This window comes from Flavobacterium glycogeni (assembly GCF_048286775.1).
Classification (GTDB): Bacteria; Bacteroidota; Bacteroidia; order Flavobacteriales; family Flavobacteriaceae; genus Flavobacterium.
The window spans coordinates 15,661-38,256 of the sequence record NZ_JBLVPV010000012.1 but is presented as its reverse complement, the minus strand read 5'-3'; the positions used below and the strand labels follow the sequence as shown (position 1 = coordinate 38,256).

At 34.3% G+C, this 22,596-nt stretch carries 20 protein-coding genes; 8 read left to right on the top strand and 12 right to left on the bottom strand.

Annotation, left to right across the window (positions count from 1 at the left end; all coding sequences use genetic code 11):
* Positions 1–44: 44 nt before the first annotated feature.
* From ACNQGX_RS11065 to ACNQGX_RS11050, 4 genes are all read left to right on the top strand, one after another.
* Positions 45–623: a non-canonical purine NTP diphosphatase gene (locus ACNQGX_RS11065; RefSeq protein WP_417976246.1), complete on the top strand. Its 579-nt coding sequence runs from the start codon at positions 45–47 to the stop codon at positions 621–623.
* Positions 624–828: 205 nt separating this feature from the next.
* The gene (locus tag ACNQGX_RS11060; protein ID WP_417976244.1) at positions 829–2,760 is read left to right on the top strand and encodes a DEAD/DEAH box helicase; all 1,932 of its coding nucleotides are present in this window, start codon (positions 829–831) and stop codon (positions 2,758–2,760) included.
* An 88-nt stretch (positions 2,761–2,848) separates the two neighbouring features.
* Positions 2,849–3,616, top strand: a complete 768-nt coding sequence (locus tag ACNQGX_RS11055) for a carboxypeptidase-like regulatory domain-containing protein (protein ID WP_131916898.1) — start codon at positions 2,849–2,851, stop codon at positions 3,614–3,616.
* 137 nt (positions 3,617–3,753) lie between these two features.
* Positions 3,754–4,092, top strand: coding sequence for a DHCW motif cupin fold protein (locus ACNQGX_RS11050; RefSeq protein ID WP_417976242.1), 339 nt, complete (start codon positions 3,754–3,756; stop codon positions 4,090–4,092).
* A gap of 255 nt (positions 4,093–4,347) precedes the next feature.
* On the opposite strand, the gene ACNQGX_RS11045 is transcribed toward ACNQGX_RS11050, so the two are convergent.
* The gene (locus ACNQGX_RS11045) at positions 4,348–5,811 is read right to left on the bottom strand and encodes an aminoacyl-histidine dipeptidase (protein WP_417976240.1); all 1,464 of its coding nucleotides are present in this window, start codon (positions 5,809–5,811) and stop codon (positions 4,348–4,350) included.
* A 110-nt stretch (positions 5,812–5,921) separates the two neighbouring features.
* Here ACNQGX_RS11045 and ACNQGX_RS11040 point away from each other — a divergent pair, with 110 nt between their 5' ends.
* Positions 5,922–6,983 carry a DUF3810 domain-containing protein gene (locus ACNQGX_RS11040; protein WP_417976238.1) on the top strand — a complete coding sequence of 354 codons (1,062 nt, stop codon included), beginning with the start codon at positions 5,922–5,924 and terminating at the stop codon, positions 6,981–6,983.
* Between the two features lie 107 nt (positions 6,984–7,090).
* On the opposite strand, the gene ACNQGX_RS11035 is transcribed toward ACNQGX_RS11040, so the two are convergent.
* Both ACNQGX_RS11035 and ACNQGX_RS11030 read right to left on the bottom strand, forming a co-directional pair.
* A complete protein-coding gene (locus ACNQGX_RS11035) occupies positions 7,091–8,311 on the bottom strand; it encodes a 3-oxoacyl-[acyl-carrier-protein] synthase III C-terminal domain-containing protein (protein ID WP_417976236.1) in 1,221 nt (406 codons plus the stop codon).
* Between the two features lie 271 nt (positions 8,312–8,582).
* Positions 8,583–9,887: an NAD(P)/FAD-dependent oxidoreductase gene (locus ACNQGX_RS11030; protein WP_417976234.1), complete on the bottom strand. Its 1,305-nt coding sequence runs from the start codon at positions 9,885–9,887 to the stop codon at positions 8,583–8,585.
* A gap of 288 nt (positions 9,888–10,175) precedes the next feature.
* On the opposite strand from ACNQGX_RS11030, the gene ACNQGX_RS11025 reads away from it, so the two are divergent.
* The gene (locus ACNQGX_RS11025; RefSeq protein WP_099714727.1) at positions 10,176–10,679 is read left to right on the top strand and encodes an RNA polymerase sigma factor; all 504 of its coding nucleotides are present in this window, start codon (positions 10,176–10,178) and stop codon (positions 10,677–10,679) included.
* The gene (locus ACNQGX_RS11020; RefSeq protein ID WP_417976232.1) at positions 10,676–11,308 is read left to right on the top strand and encodes a hypothetical protein; all 633 of its coding nucleotides are present in this window, start codon (positions 10,676–10,678) and stop codon (positions 11,306–11,308) included. The genes ACNQGX_RS11025 and ACNQGX_RS11020 overlap by 4 nt, the downstream gene beginning before the upstream one ends.
* Before the next feature lie 32 nt (positions 11,309–11,340).
* Here ACNQGX_RS11020 and ACNQGX_RS11015 read toward each other — a convergent pair whose 3' ends face one another.
* Together ACNQGX_RS11015 and ACNQGX_RS11010 are read right to left on the bottom strand one after the other, a co-directional pair.
* A complete protein-coding gene (locus ACNQGX_RS11015) occupies positions 11,341–12,150 on the bottom strand; it encodes a lysophospholipid acyltransferase family protein (protein WP_131916906.1) in 810 nt (269 codons plus the stop codon).
* Positions 12,151–12,290: 140 nt separating this feature from the next.
* Entirely contained in the window at positions 12,291–12,932 is a 642-nt protein-coding gene (locus ACNQGX_RS11010; RefSeq protein WP_417976230.1) for an NUDIX hydrolase, read from the bottom strand.
* A gap of 93 nt (positions 12,933–13,025) precedes the next feature.
* Here ACNQGX_RS11010 and ACNQGX_RS11005 point away from each other — a divergent pair, with 93 nt between their 5' ends.
* Positions 13,026–13,466 carry a DUF4268 domain-containing protein gene (locus ACNQGX_RS11005; protein ID WP_417976228.1) on the top strand — a complete coding sequence of 147 codons (441 nt, stop codon included), beginning with the start codon at positions 13,026–13,028 and terminating at the stop codon, positions 13,464–13,466.
* 192 nt (positions 13,467–13,658) lie between these two features.
* Here the strand turns inward: ACNQGX_RS11005 and ACNQGX_RS11000 are convergent, their stop codons facing one another.
* The 7 genes from ACNQGX_RS11000 to ACNQGX_RS10970 all read right to left on the bottom strand — a co-directional run bounded on the left by ACNQGX_RS11000 (position 13,659) and on the right by ACNQGX_RS10970 (position 22,521).
* Positions 13,659–14,069 carry a hypothetical protein gene (locus ACNQGX_RS11000; protein ID WP_131916909.1) on the bottom strand — a complete coding sequence of 137 codons (411 nt, stop codon included), beginning with the start codon at positions 14,067–14,069 and terminating at the stop codon, positions 13,659–13,661.
* 10 nt (positions 14,070–14,079) lie between these two features.
* Positions 14,080–15,024, bottom strand: a complete 945-nt coding sequence (locus tag ACNQGX_RS10995; RefSeq protein ID WP_417976225.1) for an NAD(P)H-dependent flavin oxidoreductase — start codon at positions 15,022–15,024, stop codon at positions 14,080–14,082.
* A 12-nt stretch (positions 15,025–15,036) separates the two neighbouring features.
* Positions 15,037–16,653 carry a S8 family peptidase gene (locus ACNQGX_RS10990; RefSeq protein WP_417976223.1) on the bottom strand — a complete coding sequence of 539 codons (1,617 nt, stop codon included), beginning with the start codon at positions 16,651–16,653 and terminating at the stop codon, positions 15,037–15,039.
* 133 nt (positions 16,654–16,786) lie between these two features.
* Positions 16,787–17,974 (bottom strand): tRNA 2-thiouridine(34) synthase MnmA, encoded by a 1,188-nt coding sequence (mnmA, locus tag ACNQGX_RS10985; RefSeq protein ID WP_417976221.1) that lies wholly within the window; start codon positions 17,972–17,974, stop codon positions 16,787–16,789.
* Between the two features lie 72 nt (positions 17,975–18,046).
* Positions 18,047–18,760: a toxin-antitoxin system YwqK family antitoxin gene (locus ACNQGX_RS10980; RefSeq protein ID WP_417976220.1), complete on the bottom strand. Its 714-nt coding sequence runs from the start codon at positions 18,758–18,760 to the stop codon at positions 18,047–18,049.
* Between the two features lie 177 nt (positions 18,761–18,937).
* Complete coding sequence (yidC, locus tag ACNQGX_RS10975) at positions 18,938–20,842, bottom strand: membrane protein insertase YidC (protein ID WP_417976217.1); 1,905 nt, start codon at positions 20,840–20,842, stop codon at positions 18,938–18,940.
* A gap of 65 nt (positions 20,843–20,907) precedes the next feature.
* Positions 20,908–22,521: a CTP synthase gene (locus ACNQGX_RS10970; RefSeq protein ID WP_417976216.1), complete on the bottom strand. Its 1,614-nt coding sequence runs from the start codon at positions 22,519–22,521 to the stop codon at positions 20,908–20,910.
* Between the last annotated feature and the right edge of the window lie 75 nt (positions 22,522–22,596).

Here is a 22,596-nt window from a genome sequence, read left to right as displayed (position 1 = left end):
TCTAAAAAAATGTATCTTTGGAGAGTCAAATTAAAACTAAAATAATGCAACTTGTTTTCGCTTCCAATAACAAAAATAAAATACTGGAGATACAAAGTATACTTCCAGACACGATTGAAATTCTAAGCTTAGAAAGCATCGGTTGTCATGAAGAAATTCCTGAAACCGCCGATACTATAGAAGGGAATGCTATTTTAAAAGCCAATTATGTTACACAAAAATACGGTTACAACTGCTTTGCTGATGATACCGGACTGGAAGTGGATTCGCTGAATGGCGAACCTGGTGTTTACTCTGCAAGATATGCTGGAGAGCAACGCAATTCTGATGACAATATGAATAAATTATTGGAGTGCTTATCCGATAAAAGCAATAGAAAGGCACAATTCAAAACAGTGATTGCATTGAATTTAAACGAAAAACAGCATCTTTTTACAGGAATTGCCCGAGGCGAAATTACTTTAGAAAAATCAGGGAATCAAGGATTTGGCTATGACCCTATTTTCAAACCTGAAGAATACCAAGAAACTTTTGCCCAATTATCATTGGACATAAAAAACAAAATCAGCCACAGAGGAAAAGCCACACAACAACTAATTGATTTTTTGAAAGTAAATAAATAAACGCTCTGAAATACAACATTTTTATAACAAAGAAACAAATTTCAAGGCGTAATTTCACACTAAAATCCTAAATCAAAACCCATAATTTGCAAATAAAAAACATAACTTTCTGATAATCAAATTATAATAAATCATTAAATCTTAAAATAGCATTAGTTTATATCGATTATTAACAGTAATTTTGCACCCTATTTTAAAAATACATATGAATAAATTTGAACAATTAGGATTGAGTGAATCGTTACTGAAGGCGATTTTAGATCTAGGATTTGAAAATCCGACCGAAGTACAGGAGAAAGCGATTCCCCTATTATTGGAAAAAGACACAGATATGGTTGCGTTGGCTCAGACAGGGACAGGGAAAACGGCAGCTTTTGGTTTTCCAGTTATTCAGAAAATTGATGCCAACAACAGAAACACACAAGCATTAATTTTATCTCCAACACGCGAACTTTGTTTGCAGATTACCAACGAAATTAAAAACTACTCTAAATACGAAAAAGGTATTAATGTGGTAGCAGTTTACGGTGGAGCTAGCATTACAGAACAAGCGAGAGACATAAAGAGAGGCGCACAAATTATTGTGGCAACTCCAGGAAGAATGCAAGACATGATTAATAGAGGATTGGTAAACATTTCTCAAATTAATTTTTGTATTCTTGACGAAGCTGACGAAATGTTGAACATGGGTTTCTACGAAGATATCGTAAACATCCTTTCTACTACGCCAGACGAAAAAAACACATGGTTATTCTCTGCAACAATGCCTGCTGAAGTAGCACGTATTGGAAAACAATTCATGAAAGATCCGATTGAAATTACAGTTGGAGCTAAAAACTCAGGTTCTGCCACAGTTTCTCACGAATTTTACCTTGTAAATGCACGTGACCGTTACGAAGCTTTGAAACGTTTAGCTGATGCTAATCCAGACATTTTCTCAGTAGTTTTCTGTCGTACCAAAAGAGATACGCAAGCTGTTGCTGAAAAATTGGTTGAAGACGGATACAGCGCTGCTGCATTGCACGGAGATTTATCTCAAGCGCAACGTGATGGGGTAATGAAATCTTTTAGAGGAAGACAAATCCAAATGCTTGTAGCGACTGATGTTGCTGCACGTGGAATTGACGTTGATAACATTACTCACGTAGTGAATTATCAATTACCTGACGAAATCGAAACGTACAATCACCGTTCAGGTCGTACTGGTCGTGCTGGAAAATTAGGAACTTCTATCGTAATCGTTACTAAAAGTGAATTGCGTAAGATTTCTTCAATTGAAAGAATCATCAAACAAAAATTCGAAGAAAAAACAATCCCTTCTGGAATTGAAATCTGCGAAATCCAATTGTTACACTTAGCTAATAAAATTAAAGATGTAGAAGTTGATCACGAAATTGACAACTATCTTCCTGCAATTAACAGCGTACTTGAAGATTTATCGAAAGAGGAATTAATCAAGAAAATGGTATCGGTTGAATTTAATCGTTTTATCAATTACTACAAGAAAACTAGAGATATTTCTAATCAAGCTTCAGGTTCTGAAAGACGTGATCGTGATGATAGAGATGGTGCTCCAAGAGAAAATAACAATGGTGGTGCAACAAGATATTTCGTGAACATAGGTTCTAGAGACAACTTTGATTGGATGTCATTGAAAGATTACTTGAAAGAAACATTAGACTTAGGTCGTGATGACGTTTTCAAAGTAGATGTAAAAGAAGGTTTCTCTTTCTTTAACACTGATCCGGAACATACTGATAAAGTAATGGAAGTATTGAACAACGTACAATTAGAAGGACGTAGAATCAATGTTGAAATTTCTAAAAATGACGGTGGCGGAAGACGTGATCATAACGGAAGAAGTTCTGGTGGAAGTTTTGGTGGCGGAAGAAGTGCTGCTCCAAGAAGAGAAGGTAGTTTTGCTCCAAGAAGAGAAGGTTCAGGCGGTGGATTTAGAAGCGACAGAAGTTCAGCTCCAAGAGAAGGTGGATTCGGAACAAGAAGCTCATCAGCTCCAAGAAGAGAAGGTGGTTTTTCATCTGACAGACCTAGAACTGAAGGTTCATCTGACAGAGCACCAAGACGTTCTGAAAGCTTTGGTGATGCACCAAGACCAAGAAGACCAAGAAGAGATTAACATTCATTGTTAATTTTCTTATAATTATATACTGGAACTACAAAATATTTAATCCTGTTTTATTACTTTTAAAGTCTTAAATCAGTTTATGAAATATTTTGTAGTTTTCTTTTTTTTAGTACTATCTGTAACTGCTTTTGCGCAAGTTAAAGAACCCTCCCAAAAAGTTAATGGTATCATTATCAGCAATACTACTAGACAGCCCTTATCTAGTGTAAATATCATTAATATCAATAAAGTTAGAGGTGCAACTACCGATTCAGGAGGATACTTCGAAATAGACGTACAGCTGAACGATACACTTCACATTACTAGTTTAGGATTTCAATCGCTTCGCGTTCGAGTGACCAATGACTGGATAAAAAACAAAAGCACCAAAATACAACTTACTGAAAAAGCCATTGCGCTTGAAGAAGTGGTAATCAGACCCTTTAATTTAACCGGATATCTTGAAGTAGACACTAAAATTATCCCGGTTAGAGAAAACTACAGATATAGTATTTCCGGTTTAACGCAAGGATATGAGGCAGGCGAATACTCTCCAAATGCTTTTGGAAGAGTTCTCGGCTCTATATTCAACCCAGCGGACATGCTCTATAATTTCTTTGGTAACAACCCAAAAGAGCTCAAGAAACTGAAAGAAATGAAGAAAGATGATACGGTACGAAATCTTTTGGAATCTAAATTTGACAGAGAAACTATAGCTGTTCTTTTAGGTGTTGACAAAAATGAAATTGCCGAAATTCTGCAACGTTGTAACTACTCCGAATCGTTTATAAAAACAGCTAATGATTTACAAATCATGGATGCTATTAGTGGCTGTTACGAGGAATATAAGATTCTGAAGAAAAAATAAACGCAGTATTTCATTACACAAACAGCTAGTTATTTTGAAATAAAAAAATAATTTAATCCCCGATTCCGAAAAGTAATTGGGGATTTTTTATTTTAAAGCGCTTAAATTTGAGTTTTAATAATCTAAAAATAAAATCTATGTCTAGTATACCTTTTCAGACTATCAATTGGGATACAATAGAAAAAACAGAACATATCGGTACAACGGGAATAGCCTATTGGCAAACGATACAATTAGGCGGACTTAGAATTCGCAAAGTAACGTATTCCAAAGGTTACTTGGCAGATCACTGGTGTCAAAAAGGACATATTGTGCATTGTCTTGAAGGGGATTTTATTAGTGAATTAGATTCGGGAGAGCATGTCCAACTTTCTAAAGGAATGACTTATGTGGTTTCAGATGATGTAAGTTCCCATCGCTCTATAACTGCTAATGGAGTTGAATTATTAATCATAGATGGGGATTTTTTGAAATAATATTTAAAACAAACCAAAATATTATATACATTTACTCAAATCATAAAATAAAAACACAATCTAAACACCTATATCATGGCAAAAAGTCAAGACGCTAAGAAAACACAAAAGAAAGAGCCACTAAAAACGGCTAAAGAAAAAAAAGAAGAAAAAAGAGACAAGAAAAACAGTCCTAAAAGAGACTAATTCTTTTTTATAAAAACAAACCCTCGTTTATTGCTAAACGAGGGTTTTATATTTTATTGAAATTCAAGATTATTTCACCGGAATATTGGCTAAAATTTCCAAAACAAATTTCCAAAATTTCTGAGAAGAGGAAATACTCGCTCTTTCATCAGGGGAATGCGCACCGTGAATCGTTGGTCCAAAAGAAATCATATCCATATCCGGATAATTCGTTCCCAGAATTCCACATTCTAATCCTGCATGACACGCCACTACTTTTGGTTTTTCACCGTTTTGTTTTTCGTAAATTGGAACTAAAACATCCAAAATCTCTGATTCAGAATTCGGTGTCCAACCTGGATACGCACCAGAAAATTCCACTTCACAACCCATTAATTCAAAAGCGGAACGCAAGGCATTAGCCAAATCAAATTTAGAGGTTTCAACCGAAGAACGTGTTAAGCATTGTACCGAAAGTTGCCCTTCCCCAACAATTACTTTAGCGATATTGTTCGATGTTTCCACCAAGTTATCAAAATCAGCACTCATTCTATAAACTCCATTATGAGCCGTATACATTGCTCTTACAAAGTAAAACTGAGCAATTGAGGGCATTACTTTAGCAGGAGTTGCATCCATTTTTTCAAAAACAACTTCTAAATTAGGTTCCATTGTTTTTAACTCCGTTTTGATTTCGTTTACAATTTGCTGCATGTCAAAAACAAAAGCTTCATCATACACCTCAGCGATAATCACTTTTGCCTGACTTTCACGCGGAATCGCATTACGCAAACTTCCTCCTTTTATTTCGGAAATTTGCAAACCAAAATTATCAAAACCATCAAATAATAATCGGTTCATTATTTTATTGGCATTACCCAACCCTTTGTGAATATCCATTCCTGAATGTCCACCATTCAACCCTTTTACAGTAATCGTATATCCTACAGAACCTTCCGGAGTTTCCTCTTCATCATACTCAGCAGTAGCCGTGACATCAATTCCTCCCGCACAACCAATATCTATTTCATCATCTTCCTCCGTATCTAAATTCAAAAGAATTTGACCTTGTAAAATGCCTCCTTTTAAGTTCAACGCTCCTGTCATTCCCGTTTCCTCATCGATGGTAAACAAAGCTTCTATCGCAGGATGTGGAATATCAGTACTTTCCAAGATTGCCATGATAGCTGCTACACCAAGACCGTTATCAGCACCAAGAGTTGTTCCGCGAGCACGAACCCAATCTCCATCCACATACATATCGATTCCTTGTGTATCAAAGTCAAAAACGGTATCCGAATTTTTTTGATGCACCATATCCAAATGTCCTTGAAGCACGATTGCTTTTCGGTTTTCCATTCCTGGAGTAGCCGGCTTGCGAATAATTACGTTGCGAATTTCATCTTCAAAAGTTTCCAATCCAAGACTGTTTCCGAAATTTTTCATAAACTCAATCACACGCTCTTCTTTTTTAGAAGGACGAGGTACAGCGTTCAAATCGGCAAACTTATTCCAAAGCGCTTTTGGTTCCAGATTTCTTATTTCTTGACTCATTTATTTTTGTTTGAGGTTTAACATTTAGAAAGCCCAAAGTTACAAAGTTTAAATTCTTTATTGATACTAATTGATATTGTAATTATATTTACAGTATTAAAATTCATCCTGTGCGAACAAAATATTTTCTTTCTTTCTTTCTTTTTGTCCAAATACTAATTTTGCAGATTCTGCCTTATTTTCCGCTACAAGTAGAACAATTTTACAGTAATGGTTTCTATCCGATACTTTCAAAATTTTCAAGATTAGCATTGGGCAGCATTCCATTTTCTTTGGGGGATTTAATTTATATTATTGTTATTGGTTTTGTTTTGAAATGGTTTTGGAACCAACGAAAATCTTGGAAATTAAAATGGAAAAGTAATATATTATCTATAGTAAGTTTTGTTTCGGTATTCTACTTCTTGTTTCATTCTCTTTGGGCGTTTAATTATTACCGCCAACCGCTTTTTGAAAAAATGGAAATTAAAAAAGACTATTCAGATGCTGACTTATTGGCTTTCACCAAAAAATTAATCACTAAAACAAATGCAATCCAAAAGCAGATTACAAAAAATGATAGTTTGAAAGTGGTATTTCCTTACTCACAAAATCAGGTTTTTAAGATGAATTTGAATGGATACAAAAAACTAGCTGAAGAATACTCCTATTTTACTTATAACCATTTAAGCACCAAGAAATCACTTATCAGTTTGCCTTTGACTTATATGGGTTTTGGTGGTTATCTGAATCCGTTTACCAATGAAGCTCAGATTAATTATCTGGGTCCAATGTACAGCTTCCCGATGACTACCAATCATGAAATGGCACATCAAATGGGTTTTGCCAGCGAGAGTGAATGCAACTTTATTGGATTTTTAGCATCCACAAAAAATGAAAATGCATACATTCAATATTCAGGTTATAGTATGGCTTTACGGTATTGCTTAGGCAATTGGCAAGTTCGAGATGAAAAAATTTTTAAAGAACTCCTAAAAACAATTCATCCCGGAATTTTGAAAAACTACAAAGAAAGTGAGCATTTTTGGAAACAATATGAAACTCCTCTTGAAACCGCTTTTCATGCTTTTTACGATAGATTTCTTAAAATAAACCAGCAAAAAGACGGTTTAGAAGGATATAGTAAATTTGTGAATTTAATGGTGAATTATTATAAAGGGAAAAAGTTATGAGTTTTGAGTTATAGGTTATGCGTTATGCAGTGAGGTAAACGTTAAAAGCTTCCATAACATATAACGCTTGACGTCTAACTCCTAACATCCAATTTAGCGCTTAAAAATTATATTTTTTCCAGTAATAAACCTGTAGCAGTAAGTCCTGGTCCAAATGCCATAGCCACAATTTTCTTTCCTGATTCAATGTTTGGGTCGTTTACAATTTCGTGGAAAATATGAGGAATCGTAGCCGAGGACATGTTTCCCTGACGGCGTAAAACCTCATAAGACCAATTCGCCTGTTCTTTAGTCAATCCAATTGCATCTATAACATAATCAATGATTTTTGGTCCACCAGGATGTATCGCAAAATGCATATTCGCTTTCTGCTCTTCAAGATCAACATTCCCTTTTTTACAAAGTGCAGTCAAAAAAGGTTTGATATTTTTACGAATAAAAACAGGCACTCGCTTGGACAATGTCATTAAAAAATTATACTCTCCTAAATCCCAAGACATGTCTTCTAATGAATCTGGTATGATTACTTCATGAGACGCTATAATTCGCAGTCCTTTTTTCTCAGGAAACGAATCATCATTTAGGAAAGATTCTTCATCAAATAAGGAATAACCAATAAATCCATCTGCAAAAAGGGAGCAAATCATAATATTTGAATTGGAAAATTCGGTCAGATTTAAATGTGCCGATAATAATTCAGTGTGAACTACATCTACTCTACCTTTAGTTGAACTGGCACACAACAAACTTCTTCCTGTACGAATTGCCGGAAAAGCTCCATAACACCCCATGTGATAGGAATGTGTAACTTGTACCGTTTCCCAATCTCTTTCTATCACCGCTTCCTGAGCAACACTTGGAGAAGAATATCCAGAACAAGTAACGTGTATTAGATTCTCTGGACTTGTATTTGTTTTTGAATAAAATTGATCAAAAACATATCCCATTTTTCTTTTGAACCACTCCATTCGAACCTCAATTTTAGGTCCATAAAGATTTCCGGATTTGACTTCGAAACCAACTGGAAAATGATATCCAGAAGGTGACGTGACTTCCATTATATTTTCAATAAAATCTTCAACTTCCTCAAAAATAATACTTTGTCTACTATTAATATTTTCGGAAGAAACAGCATACTTATCCACTTGATCAGATATAATCTCAAAAGTTATAGGTTCACTATCAAAAGCTCCAGTTCCAGTTACACCAGATTTTGGAAGATTTTGAAAATGATAATACAGAAATTTTGTGTACTGATTGAGTTTTTTTTGATCTATCAATTTACCCACTAGAATTGGATGAAAATTGGAAAGTATAACGCTTTTCATTAACTTTTAAATTTTAATTGAAATATAAAATTAAATCAAAAATCATTCAAAAAAGATCAAACTAAGAGAGTTTCGTTTATTTAAACAACAAATCACTGATTTACAGATAGTTACAAATATTATTGTTTTGTTAAAAAACTGAAAATCAGATAGTTATAAGAATTATTTTACACACTCTTTATTCGCTGATTATCAGGTATGTAAGAATAAAAACACAGCATTCTGCGTCACTGTTTTTTAAGTTTATTTTTTAAAAATTTTGAAAAATTATTTAAACTTCATCGCTTGTAAATGTCGTAAAACTTTTCTTTTTATAGGGTCTGATAATCAAACGCCCTTCGCGATCAAAACGAATGTAATTGTACACCCAATTTAAAAAAACTACGGCTTTATTTTTGAACCCAATAAGTGAAAACAAGTGTACAAACATCCATACAAACCATGCAAAAACACCGTTGAAATGGTATTTAGGCAAATCGACAACCGCTTTATTTCTTCCTATGGTTGCCATGGAACCTTTGTCGTTGTATTCAAAAGCTTCCATAGGTTGGTTTTGAATTAATTTTACTAAGTTTTCACCCAATAATTCCCCTTGCTGCATCGCGGGTTGCGCCATCATGGGATGTCCTTGAGGATAAGTTTCGGATTCCATGGAGGCAATATCACCTACGGCAAAAATATTGTCATAACCAATCACTTGATTGTATTCATTTACCCGAATGCGTTCTACTTTTTCAACCAAAGATTTACCATCCAATCCAGCAACAAGAGCACCTTGAACACCTGCGGTCCAAATTACGGTGGCAGTTTCAAAAGTCAAATCGGAATTTGTGGTTATGGTGCGTCCATCGTAATTAGTCACTCGGACATTTTTCCAGATTTTCACTCCTAAACTGGTTAGAAATTTTTCGGCGGCTTGAGAGGATTCTTCGCTCATCGTGTTTAGGATCCTATCCCCACTTTGAATCAGATTGATTTCCATTTTGGTAATATCAAGATCAGGATAATCTTTTTGTAGAATGGCTTTTTTCATTTCGGCCAAAGCACCGGAAAGTTCTACTCCTGTTGGTCCGCCACCAACCAGTACAAAATTAATCAAACTATTTTGTTCAGCTACATCAGTTGTTAAAACCGCTTGTTCAAAATTCTCTAAAATCAGACTTCGAATATTGAGTGATTGCGGTATGGTTTTCATGGCCATACTGTTGCGCTCGATTTCTTTGTTGCCAAAATAATTGGTTTTGGAACCGGTGGCAATAACCAGATAATCATACTTTAATTCACCAATTTCGGCGATTATCTTTTGATTTTTAGTGTCGATTTCTTGTACGTTGGTGAGCCTAAAGTAAACGTCATCGTATTCCTGAATTACTTTTCGGATTGGGTACGCTATAGAACCAGCTTCGAGACCGCCTGTAGCAACTTGATATAATAAAGGTTGGAAAGTATGGTAATTGTGTTTGTCTAAAAGAACAACCTGAACTTTTTTGTTTTTTAGTTTTTTGGCTAATGCAATTCCTGCGAAACCTCCACCTATGATTACTATTCTGGGTAAAGTTGAATTTGGGATGTTCATGTTTAAAAAAGTTCTGAATTGTTGATACTCAAAGATACAATGTTTTCTACTGTTGAATTTCATCAAATAGTATCGAAATTTTTGTTCTTGGGGAAAGGTCTTCAGAAAACTAAACGTGCAAATTAGCCCCGATGGTAATGGAAATCCTTTATTTTTCTGATTTTTTCAGAAAATAAAGATTGTAATGTACAGCGGGACGAGTCTTAATTATGAAATGAATGCTGTTGTGCTACTAAAAAAAAAGTGCTACTTTGTAACAAAAACTAGTATTGGTTTACTAACGTATATATGAGTGATAATTTAGAACATTCTTTTGTAAAACAATTGCAGGAAAATCAGAATATAATCCACAAGATTTGTAGGTTGTATACTAATGGCGATGATGCACATAAGGATTTGTTTCAGGAAATTACGATACAGTTATGGAAAGCTTTTCCAAAATTCAGGGGCGACAGTAAATTTTCTACTTGGGCCTATCGAGTCGCGCTGAATACAGCGATTACTTTGTACCGAAAAACAAAACGATCCATAAACACTATTGAATTTGAAGGGCGGCAACATTTCCTGAATGATGTGGAATATGATTATGAGGAGGAAGAACAATTAAAGCTAATGTATAAAGCGGTTTACCAGCTGAATGACATTGAGAAAGCGTTGATATTCATGTATCTGGAAGACAAAGATTATCAGGAAATATCAGAAACTTTAGGAATTAGCGAGGTAAATGCAAGGGTGAAAATGAATAGAATAAAAGGGAAATTAAAAAAAATATTAAATCCATTAGGCGTATGAAAGAGTTGGATTTATTAAAAAAAGACTGGCAGAAGAATACTAATTCTTTTGAGCAAGTATCGGAAATCGAGATTTATAAAATGATCCATAAAAAATCATCTTCGATTGTGAAGTGGATTTTGATAATTAGTATTTTGGAAGTTTTATTGTGGACTTGTCTAAGCGTCTGTTTTAATTCGGATGATTATTTAATTAAAATGAATCATCCTGAGTTAATTCAATACTTTGAAGTGTTTGCTTATTTTAATTATGGCGTGATACTATTTTTTATTTATTTATTTTATAAAAATTACAAAACTATTTCAACCACTGCTTCTACAAAACAATTAATGTCCGACATTTTGAAAACCCGAAAAACGGTTCAATATTATGTTTGGTACAATCTGGCAATGTTAGTAGTGAGTTTAATCATAGGGTTTATAATTGCTTTTGTTTATAATCCCGAAATGAGTGTTTTGAAAGATAAAATTGCCACTAACGGAAAGGTGATGGCAATAACAATAGGAATCTTGACACTTACAACTTTAGTGTTTTTAGGGGCATTTTGGTTGTTTTACCGGGTATTGTATGGTATACTGCTTAGAAGATTGTATGCTAATTATAAAGAATTAAAAAAAATAGATTTATAAAAAAAGAGGCAATTGCCTCTTTTTTTGTATTATTAATATTCCCATTTTCGTAATCGATTCAATTCTTCCTGTTCTTTAATTTCTTCAGCAGGAATAACTTTTAGAAATGAAGGGTGTTGCTCGATTGCATATTCTACTTTTTCTACAATTTCCTCGATTGTATCATTATCGTAATCAATATCCAGAGGTTCTTTGATAATAAAGGATTGCAGAATCCCTTTTTTCTTCATGCGAAATCCTTTTTTGTCAAACGAACGACGAAAACCATCTATAACAATCGGAACCACGATAGGCCTGTGTTGTTTAATAATATGTGCTGTTCCTTTACGAACCGGTTTGAAAGATTTTGTTGTCCCTTGCGGAAAAGTAATCACCCAACCATCGGCTAGAGCAATTTTAATATTCTCAGTATCGTTAGGGTTTACGTCTCGTTTTTCGGTTACATCAACCCCTTTGGCACGCCAAGTTCTTTCAACGGTTATTGCGCCTACATACGATAAAATTCTTGGTAACAAACCTGCCTGCATGGTTTCCTTGGCAGCAACGTAATAAATATTCATTTTAGGTTGCCAGAGATAGCAAACATTTTTAATGCTATCATCACGTCCGCTCAAACTCGCATTAAAAACATGAAACATAGCAACGACATCCGCGAAATACGTTTGATGATTGGAAATAAAAAGTACGTTGTTGTCCGGTAAATTTCTAATAATTTCTGAACCTTCAATCTGCAATTCGTTAAATCCTCTGTACCGTCTATGCGTCATGGCTCCAAAGATTCGGATTAGCCATTTTTTTATAAATAATATGTGTCCGAAAGGATTTCTCTTCAACAATCCCATAAAATTTGTATTTTTTTTTGTGAATTTGATCTACAAACTTACGAAATTTATATTTGAAGTTGGTTGCTGAATTCAACTGAACAATTTGAAAACTACAACCAATTAATCCGCATTTTTCTAATACTAAAAATTAAAATTTATCATCCAAGAACCTCTTTCAAAACTTCTTTTAACTCACTCAACATCATCGCAGTAGCACCCCACACAATATGCTCCTCAATTTTGAAAGCCGGAATACTGATGTTATCAGCATAGGAAGTTGACAAATTTGTATCCACTACAAGTGCATCGTCTAAGAAAACCGATAAAGGCAATTCGATAATATTTGCCACTTCAGAAGCTTGGGGTATAAACACCAATTCTTCTTTACTGATACCTAAAAATGGATGTACCATAAAGTTACTTGGCGGAATATATAATTCTGTAAATGGTTTAAGAATTTCAATTTTATCAGGATGAATTCCTACCTCTTCATGGGTTTCCCGAAGTGCCGTTTTAGCAAAATTTTCATCATCCAATTCGTATTTACCACCAGGAAATGCAATTTGAGCAGAATGTACTCCTTTATAGGAATTTCGGACAATCAATACCAAATGTGTTGTGTCATTTTTAGGATAAAAAAGCATCATTACTGCTGCTATTCTTGGTTTTTTATCTTCAATATTGATGTTTTTTAAACTTTCTAATCGCTCTAAAGGTGCCATTTTTACATGTGCGTCAAAAGCTGGAAGCCTTGCCTCAATTAATTTAGGAACATACCGTAAAAATTCTTGAAAATCCATAATCAAAGTCTATTTTTGCATATAAAACAGCATATAAATATAGTTTAGAAAATACAATTGCACAAGTTTTCTATAACCAAAAAGTCATTACAGATGTACAGCAAAGAAGAAACACAAAGATTAAAGCGAGAGTTCTGGATTGCATTCGCAGAAAAATATCCCCGAAAATGGGTATTATATGATACTAAAATCAAGGATTTCTCTTTTAAATTTTATGTAGACAATAAAAAAGCTCAAGTTTTAATCGATATTGAACACCGAAGTGATGAAAAAAGAATCGCCTATTTTGAAAAATTGGAAGCGCTAAGAAATATTCTCGAAGAGGATTTTATCAAAGACTTGGTTTTCGAAAAAGACTATACACTGGAGAGTGGCAAAACCATCAGTAGGATTTGGGTTGAAAAACTAGGAGTCGGTGTCAGTAATCGCAACTATTGGGATGAAATATTTGATTTCTACAATGAAAAAATGAATGCTCTGGAACTGTTTTATTTAGAGTATGATGATTTTATAAAAGACATTGAAAAGCTTTAATGACATTAATCAATATATAGTCCAATATTTTTTTGTCTCATCGAGCGCAGTCGAGATGCAATACAGGTTCTCGACTGCGCTCGAACTGACAAATTAGAAATAATAATATAAATTGGAAAGCCATTCACGATTAAAAAAAAGCATTAATTTGAACGATTTAATTGTTCAAATTAATGCTTTTTTTATTCAAATTTACATATTGAAGATATTATACACAATAATCCGATCTTCATAATTGATATACAATTGCTTTCTATTATCCTGTTTTTTTCTGGTGATGATAGAAACGGTACAATCTAATCCTTCATTATCCTTACAGGTAAACGAATAAACAATATCAGTATCATTCTCTTCGATAGGTTGATACTCTATGATTTCAAATAATTGAATGATTTGAGAATAAACCACTATTCTATTTTTATTGGTATCCAATGTGACTAAAATATTGACCAAATCCAAATCAGACCACTTACCCCATTTCCCTTTTTCTGTTTTTTCTAAAACACTAAAACCCGAAGTTTTAAACTTGTAATTTTGGCCAAAGGAATGTTGCAATCCCATTACTAAAAAAAGTAATACTATATATATTTTTGTCTTTGTCATTCCTTATCAATTAAAAATCAAAATTATTTATTTCTTTTCTGGCTGTTTCAAAATCGGTTATCATTTCCTGAATGATTGTTGCGGCTGGTTTTATCTCATGAATCAATCCGGCTATTTGTCCAATCTCTAATTCACCTTCGATTAAATCGCCTTCAAACATTCCTCGTTTTGCCCTTGCTCTACCTAACAAACCAATAAGTTCTTCTTTGGTTGGACATTTTTCATACAATTGCTGAACATCCTGATAAAACTTATTTTTAATCAATCGAACAGGCGCGAGTTCTTTCAAAGTCAGTTGTGTATCGCCTTCTTTAACATTTATAATCGTTTCCTTAAAATTATCATGTGCTGATGATTCCAAAGATGCCGCAAATCTACTTCCTACCTGAACTCCATCAGCTCCCAGCACCATAGTTGCAAGCATACCACGACCGGTAGCAATACCGCCAGCTGCAATCAACGGAATACTAATCTTTTCTTTCACCATCGGAATCAGTGTAAGCGTAGTTGTTTCCTCTCTACCATTGTGTCCTCCGGCTTCAAAACCTTCGGCAACAACTGCATCAACACCTGCATTTTGTGCTTTTAATGCAAAAACAGAACTGCTAACCACATGAACAACAGTTATGCCATTTTCTTTCAAATAAGGAGTCCATGTTTTTGGATTCCCAGCCGATGTGAAAACGATTTTTACACCTTCATCAACGATAATTTTCATGATTTCTTCGATATTGGGATACAACATCGGGACGTTTACTCCAAAAGGTTTTGAAGTGGCCTTTTTACATTTTTGAATGTGTTCGCGTAAAATTTCAGGATACATGGAACCTGCTCCAATCAATCCTAAACCTCCGGCATTACTCACTGCACTTGCTAATTTATAACCACTATTCCAAATCATTCCTCCTTGAATAATTGGATATTTAATCTTAAAAAGGTCTGTGATTTTATTCATGTATTTTTAATACTATAATTTTTTAATTAATTTTCCTGTTTTAGAAAAACCATCTGATTCCATTTTATAAAGATACACTCCTTCATGGAGCGATTTCAATGAAATAATGGATGTTTGCGGTGTGATTTTTTGTTCTAAAATTTTTTGTCCCAAAATGGAATAAATAAAGACTGTTCCCCTATCCAATTTTGCAGGTAAAGAAACCGAAACAGTGTCACTGGCAGGATTGGGATAGAGCATAAAATCATCTTTAGAAAATGATTCTAACGCCAACTGGTTACTCACAGCCAATGCAAAATCAGGAATTCCAAATCCATATTGATTATTGGGAGCAGAGAATTTATCTGCTGATTTTAATACTAAATCTCTAATTTCCTGATTTGTTTTTTGGGGAAATGCCTGCCATAAACAAGCAATCATTCCTGCCATTATAGGACTTGAAAAAGAAGTTCCATTAGCAGTCACGATGTTTCCCGCAGCATCCGAGACTATTGGTGCTTGTCCTTGTGCCATCACATCCGGTTTTATTCTTCCGTCAAACGAAGGACCTACTGAACTGAATGAAGTCAGTACTTCCGAAGAATTTACTGCACCTACAGCAATTACTGAAACAGCATCGGCAGGAACCGCAATATGTGGATCTGATGTACCGCCTGAATTACCCGCAGAAGCCACTATAATCATACCTCTGCTAAATGCAATTTCAGCCCCACGGGACATGAATGCAGTGGTACCATTTATTTCACTATACGTATGGCTATACGCCTCATTATCGTAATCAAAATATCCTAAAGAGGTATTGATAATATCTACTCCCAAACTATCTGCTCGTTCTGCTGCTTCGACCCAAAGTGATTCTTCAACAGGATTTTCCGATGCATCATCTTCGGTAATGAATAAATAATAGGATGCATCTGGTGCTGTTCCCACTAACGAATTTTCTTTGTAACCGCCCATTGCCGAAAGTACCGAAGTTCCGTGTGAAACTCCAGTATAAAAATTCGGATCTCTTGATACAAAATTATAACCTCCCAAAATCTGGTTATTAGCTCTTAATCTTTGAAAAGGTTGAATTGTATTTACACCGGGAAAACCGGCATCCATAACGGCAATTATTATACCGGAACCGGTATAATCTTGTTGGTGCAACTGTTGTCCGTTAAGCATCTGGATTTGATTCGACGAAGTACCATAAGCATAATCAATTTTGGTTTTCTTGGTTTTATTTACCTTCTTTATTCTTGAAAGCTTTGCTATTTTTGCGGTTTGATTCAGTGATTTATCCGCAAAATCAACTTTGCTGACAAAAGAAAGCAGTGCCAATACATTTATATTTGCTTGTGTTCCACGAACGTGAACTGCATTCAACCATTTGGATTTTGCCATGACTGTAATTCCAGCAGCTGATTTTACTTGACTAATATACGATTCCTCTACTGGAATATCTTTAAGATCTATAACAATATTTTGATTATTCCTTCTGTCTAATGCTCTCTGAGTAAGCATTTCCAAAGGTGTATCAAAATAAAATTGGGAACTGGGCTTTGCATTAAAATATACCCAAGCATCTTGTTGGGAAAAACCAGCTGAAGTAATCAGTAAAAAAAGAAATATGTAGATTTTTTTCATAGTCAACTTTATTTTTTCAAGTCACAAAAACTCCAACTATTGCTAGGATTGAATCATTATCATTACTTTTCAGGATATATTAAATTCCAGAAAGGCATTCATTTTTTGATCTTTTTATAAATAAAGTACTAAACTAAGAAATTACTCCCGAACCAACTAATTCTTCCCCTAAATACCAGGCTGCAAATTGTCCTTCTGTTATTGCAGATTGCGGTTCATCAAAGGCAACGTACATTCCGCTTTCAAATTGATGCAAGGTAGCTTTTTGCAAAGGTTGTCTGTATCGGATTCTCGCCATAACATCCATAGTTTCTCCATTGGCCAAAGCCAAATCTTTACGAATCCAATGCACTTCGGTTTTTTCTATAAACAAGGCGCTCTTGAATAATCCAGGATGCTGACTCGTCAATCCAGTATAAATAGTATTGGTTTCCACATTAGTGGCGATAATAAACAATGGATCTGTCGTGCCTCCAACATTTAATCCTTTACGTTGTCCAATGGTAAAATAATGGGCACCTTGATGTTTTCCCACTACTTTCCCCATATCTGGAGTGTACGGAATTTTTCTTGCATCAGATAGCAAACTATCTTCTAAAGTTAATTCGGTTTCTTTTTCAAAACTGTAAACAGGATCGTCTTTATCGATTTGAATTATAATTCCGTCTTTTGGTTGCAATTTTTGTTGTAAAAACTCTGGCAAACGCACTTTTCCAATAAAACATAATCCTTGTGAATCTTTCTTTTCGGCAGTAATCAAATCCATTTGAGCCGCTATTTCACGAACTTCTGGTTTTGTCAATTCTCCAATAGGAAATAACGATTTCGACAATTGCTCTTGAGATAATTGGCACAGAAAATACGATTGATCTTTATTAGTATCGGCGCCCGCTTTAAGTTGATAAACCGTTTCTCCATTTACTTCAATTTCACTTTTCTGACAGTAATGTCCGGTGGCCACATAATCGGCACCAAGACTTAAAGCAATTTTCATGAAAACGTCAAATTTTATTTCGCGGTTACAAAGTACATCGGGATTTGGCGTACGCCCTTTTTCATATTCGTTGAACATATAGTCCACGATTTTCTCTTTGTATTCTTCACTTAAATCAACTGTTTGGAAAGGAATCCCTAACTTTTCAGCAACTAATAAAGCATCATTACTGTCTTCAAGCCACGGACATTCATTAGAAATAGTAACGGAATCATCATGCCAATTTTTCATAAAAAGGCCTATGACTTCATACCCTTGTTGTTGCAATAAATAAGCAGCAACACTTGAATCTACACCTCCAGAAAGTCCTACAACAACACGCTTCATCTTCAAAAAATTATAATTTTACAAGGATGCAAAGTTACAAAAGATTTACAACAGTATTTGTTAAGTATAAAGTTAATTCTTTTTGGATTTTGTTGCATTTTCAGGAAAACTCATATTCGTTTCTTTTACCAATTTCCCTTTTTCAAAAAACTGCCAAATCCCTGATTTTTTACCATTTACAAACTGCCCTTTAGAAACTACATTCCCATTAGTGTCTCTAAAAATCGCTAAACCACTGTAAATGTTATTTTTAAACATTGACTCTTCAAGCAAAATCCCTTTTTCAGTATATTTTTTATAAAAACCATTCTTCAAATTGTTTTTATAACTTATTTCTTCTGCTATTTTACCACTGAGATAAAAAACGGTACGCAAACCTTCCAACTTTCCATTTACGTAATTCTCTGTTGTCATAATATTTTTTGAAGCTTGGTGATAGTACTTCCATTGCCCTTCAAATAATTTATTGACAACTCTACCTTCACTTACTTTATTTTTATTCTGATCATAGAAAATGGTATACGCTGAATTGTCTTTTGCATTAAATTCCCTTGTAGCAATTATGGATTTAGCTTTGGTATCATCGTAAAAATTAAAAATCCCAATTTCTTTTCCGTGCTCAAAAGTCCCTTCATATCTCGGTCTTTTTGATTCCTCATAAAACCCTTTCCATACTCCGTGCTTTTTCCCTTTTTCATCTAACTTGTTGAAATCTGTTTGCGCATAAAGACAAAACACATTCAAAAACATCAAAACAAATAGTACTTCTTTATAAAATGTTTTCATATGTTGACATTTATTGTTTTTTATTGGTCCTATGTAATTCGCATATCATCATTAGTGTTTACTACTTAATTACGATCATGCTCATTTCATAATTACCTTTTTATAATAACGAATTCAGGTCGCTTAAATTATATGTAAATAAAAAAATCTCGAAATATATCGAGATTTTTTTATGAATTATTTTTTCTTCTGTTGTGCTTTTTGAGCTTCGGCTTGTTCCATAACTTCTTGCAGTTTTTTCTGGAATTTACCTTGTTTTTTCGGCTCTTTCAATTTGTTTTCTTGAATTTGAGCATGAATCTTATCACTATCGATAAAGTATCGTTTGATGACAATCATAATTCCTATGGTAATTAGATTCGAAATAAAGTTATACAAACTCAATCCCGCACCATAACTATTGAAGAAAAACAACATCATTATTGGCGATACATAAATCATGATTTTCATCATCTTAGCCATATCCGGCATTCCTTCTTGTTGCGGAGCCGCCATTTGTTGGTCACCAGAAGTCATTTTCATATAGAAGAAAATAGCAATCGACGCAAGCACTGGAAACAAACTGATGTGATTTCCGTAAAAAGGAATATAGAAAGGCAATCGTATTACTTCATCAAAAGACGATAAATCATCTGCCCAAAGGAAGCTTTTTTGTCTTAACTCAAAAGCCGATGGGAAAAACTGAAACGAAGCATACATAAAAGGAAGCTGAATCAACGCTGGAATACATCCCGCCATAGGATTTACACCTGCTTTATTGTACAATTTCATAGTTTCCTGCTGCTTCTTCATTGGGTCTTTTTTGAATTTTTCTCCCAATTCTGTAATTTCAGGTCGCAATACTTTCATCTTGGCTTGTGACAAGAATGATTTGAACGTAATAGGCGACATTGCTAATTTTATTAAAATTGTAAAAATAATAATAGCAATTCCGTATGCGATATAAGAACTTAAAAATCCGAATAATGGAATAAAGATAAATTTATTGATCCATCCAAAAATCCCCCAACCTAATGAGATAATTTTTTCCAAATTTTTATCGTAATGACTTAAAGTCTTGTAATCAGTTGGACCAAAATACCAACTCATTTTATGATCTAATTCTCCATTATCAAAAGCTAATGGGATATTTGCTTTAAATTGTTTCGTAAAAGTGGTATCTACTTTATCATCAAGAACCAAATTATCAGACTTCACTTTAGCTGTTTCGAAAGGAGTTTTTGTCAAAAGTATCGTTGAGAAAAAGTGTTGTTTGAAAGCTACAAAAGTCGCTTTTTCAAGATCTGATTCTTCTGTTTGCCCTAAACCTGCGTAATCGATTTTTCCATCTTCGTGTTCGAAATAGATTTCAGTGTAGCGATTTTCGTAAGATACACTTTTCTCATTTCTGTAGGTTTTCAAGTTCCATTCTAAATCCAACGGTTTAGCTGTATTTAAAACTTTGTTCAATCCTTGGGAACGAATGTCAAAACCAATCATGTAATCGTTTGGTTTCAATATGTATTTGTATTCCAAGAATTCATTAGCACCCGCTTTCAATTTCATGGACAACACTTGATCTGACCCAACTTTTGTCAAAGTAGGCTCAAAATACAGGTCTTTAGAATTTAAAGTACGGTTATCACTGGTCAGCAATTGTACATTTAAATTGGCATTATTGTCTTTTATCAATTCAACTAATTGTCCGGAACCTTTCTTGAATCTCTCAAATTTTTTCAAAGTAGCTTCAACAATATATCCACCTTTATTGGCAATTTTCAATGTAACCAATTCGTTTTCAATAGTTGTAAAACCAGCTGTAGCTGAAGGAAGCGTAGCAGAATAAGCAAAATTCCCCAACGTTTTTTGCAATTGAGCCAATTGTGTAGAATCTCCGGTTGCTGCAACCGCAATAGTAGCTTTCGCAACAGTTTTAGTTTCTAATTCTTTGGCTTTAGCCTGCTTAATTACGAGCTCTTTTTGGGCTTTCTCAGCAGCTACCACTTTTGGATCAGGCTGATTTTGGTACATAATCCAAACCAAAATACCAAAAATTAATGCAAAACCTATAATCGAATTGAGGTCTAATTTTTTTTCTTTCATTATTATATTTAAAAAAGTTTAATCTATTAGTCTAAAGTTTGATGAATTGTTTCAAAAAACAAAAACTATTTTTTCTTTGCTTGAACGGCTGCTGCCACAAAACTCACAAAAATAGGATGCGGGTTTGCTACCGTACTTTTGTATTCCGGATGGTATTGTACCCCGATGAAAAATGGATGCTCTTCTATTTCTATAATCTCAACCAATCCTGTATCCGGATTCACCCCTGAAGCAATCAATCCTGCATTTTGTAATTGCGCTACATAATTACTGTTGTACTCATAACGGTGACGGTGACGCTCCGAAATAGTCTCTTTCCCATAAATTTTGTATGCCAATGAATCTTGTTTAAGATCACATTTCCATGCACCAAGACGCATCGTTCCACCCTTATCAGTAATCGTTTTTTGCTCTTCCATAAGGTTTACAACCGGATGTGAAGTTTTATCATTCATTTCAGTAGAATTTGCATCAGCATATCCTACAATATTTCTTGAATATTCGATAATTGCCATTTGCATACCCAAACAAATTCCGAAAAACGGCACTTTATTTTCACGGGCATACCGAACTGCTTCGATTTTTCCTTCAATTCCTCTTTCTCCAAAACCAGGAGCAACAAGAATTCCGTCTAAACCGGCTAATTTCTCGTTTATATTTGTTGCGTCAATGTGTTCTGAATGAATAGAAATCACATTTACTTTGGTTTCATTTGCGGCACCTGAATGAATAAATGCTTCCAAAATAGATTTGTAACAATCTTGCATTTCTACATATTTACCAATCAAACCGATGTTTACAGTATGCTTTGGATGTTTCAATCTGCGTAAAAAAGTATTCCAGTTTTTTAAATCCGGAGCAGCCTTTTTAGGCAAATCTAATTTCTTTAAAGCTACCACATCAAGACCTTCTTCCAGCATTAAATTTGGCACTTCATAAATAGTCGAAGCATCAATAGATTGAATAACAGCCTCTCTTTTTACATTACAGAATAAGGCCAATTTATTGCGAATCTCATCCGAAAGTTCATGCTCTGTTCTACAAACTAAAATGTCCGCTTTGATACCACTTTCCATCAATGTTTTAACGGAATGTTGTGTTGGTTTTGTTTTCAATTCTCCTGCGGCAGCCAAATAAGGTACTAAAGTAAGGTGAATTACGATAGCATTATTCTCGCCCAAGTCCCAAACCAATTGACGAACGGATTCTATATAAGGTAATGATTCTATATCTCCTACTGTACCACCAATTTCGGTAATAACAATATCATAATCGCCAGAATTACCTAGCAATTGCATTCTTTCTTTAATTTCGTTGGTAATATGAGGTACAACTTGAACCGTTTTCCCTAGAAATTCTCCTCTACGTTCTTTTTCTATTACCGAAAGATAAATTCTTCCCGTAGTAACATTATTCGCCTGAGAGGTTGGAACGTTCAAAAAACGCTCGTAGTGTCCTAAATCTAAATCGGTTTCTGCACCATCATCGGTTACATAACATTCTCCATGCTCATAAGGGTTCAAAGTACCCGGATCAACATTAAGATAAGGATCAAATTTTTGAATTGTTGTTCTGTATCCTCTTGCTTGTAACAATTTTGCCAAAGATGCTGCAATAATTCCTTTTCCTAAAGAAGAAGTCACACCGCCTGTAACAAAAATATATTTCGTTTGATTCATTCTGTTGTTGTTTGTATTGTAGTTGTGTAAAAAACTTGGCAAAAGTACAAATTTAATTGGATTATTAGAACATTA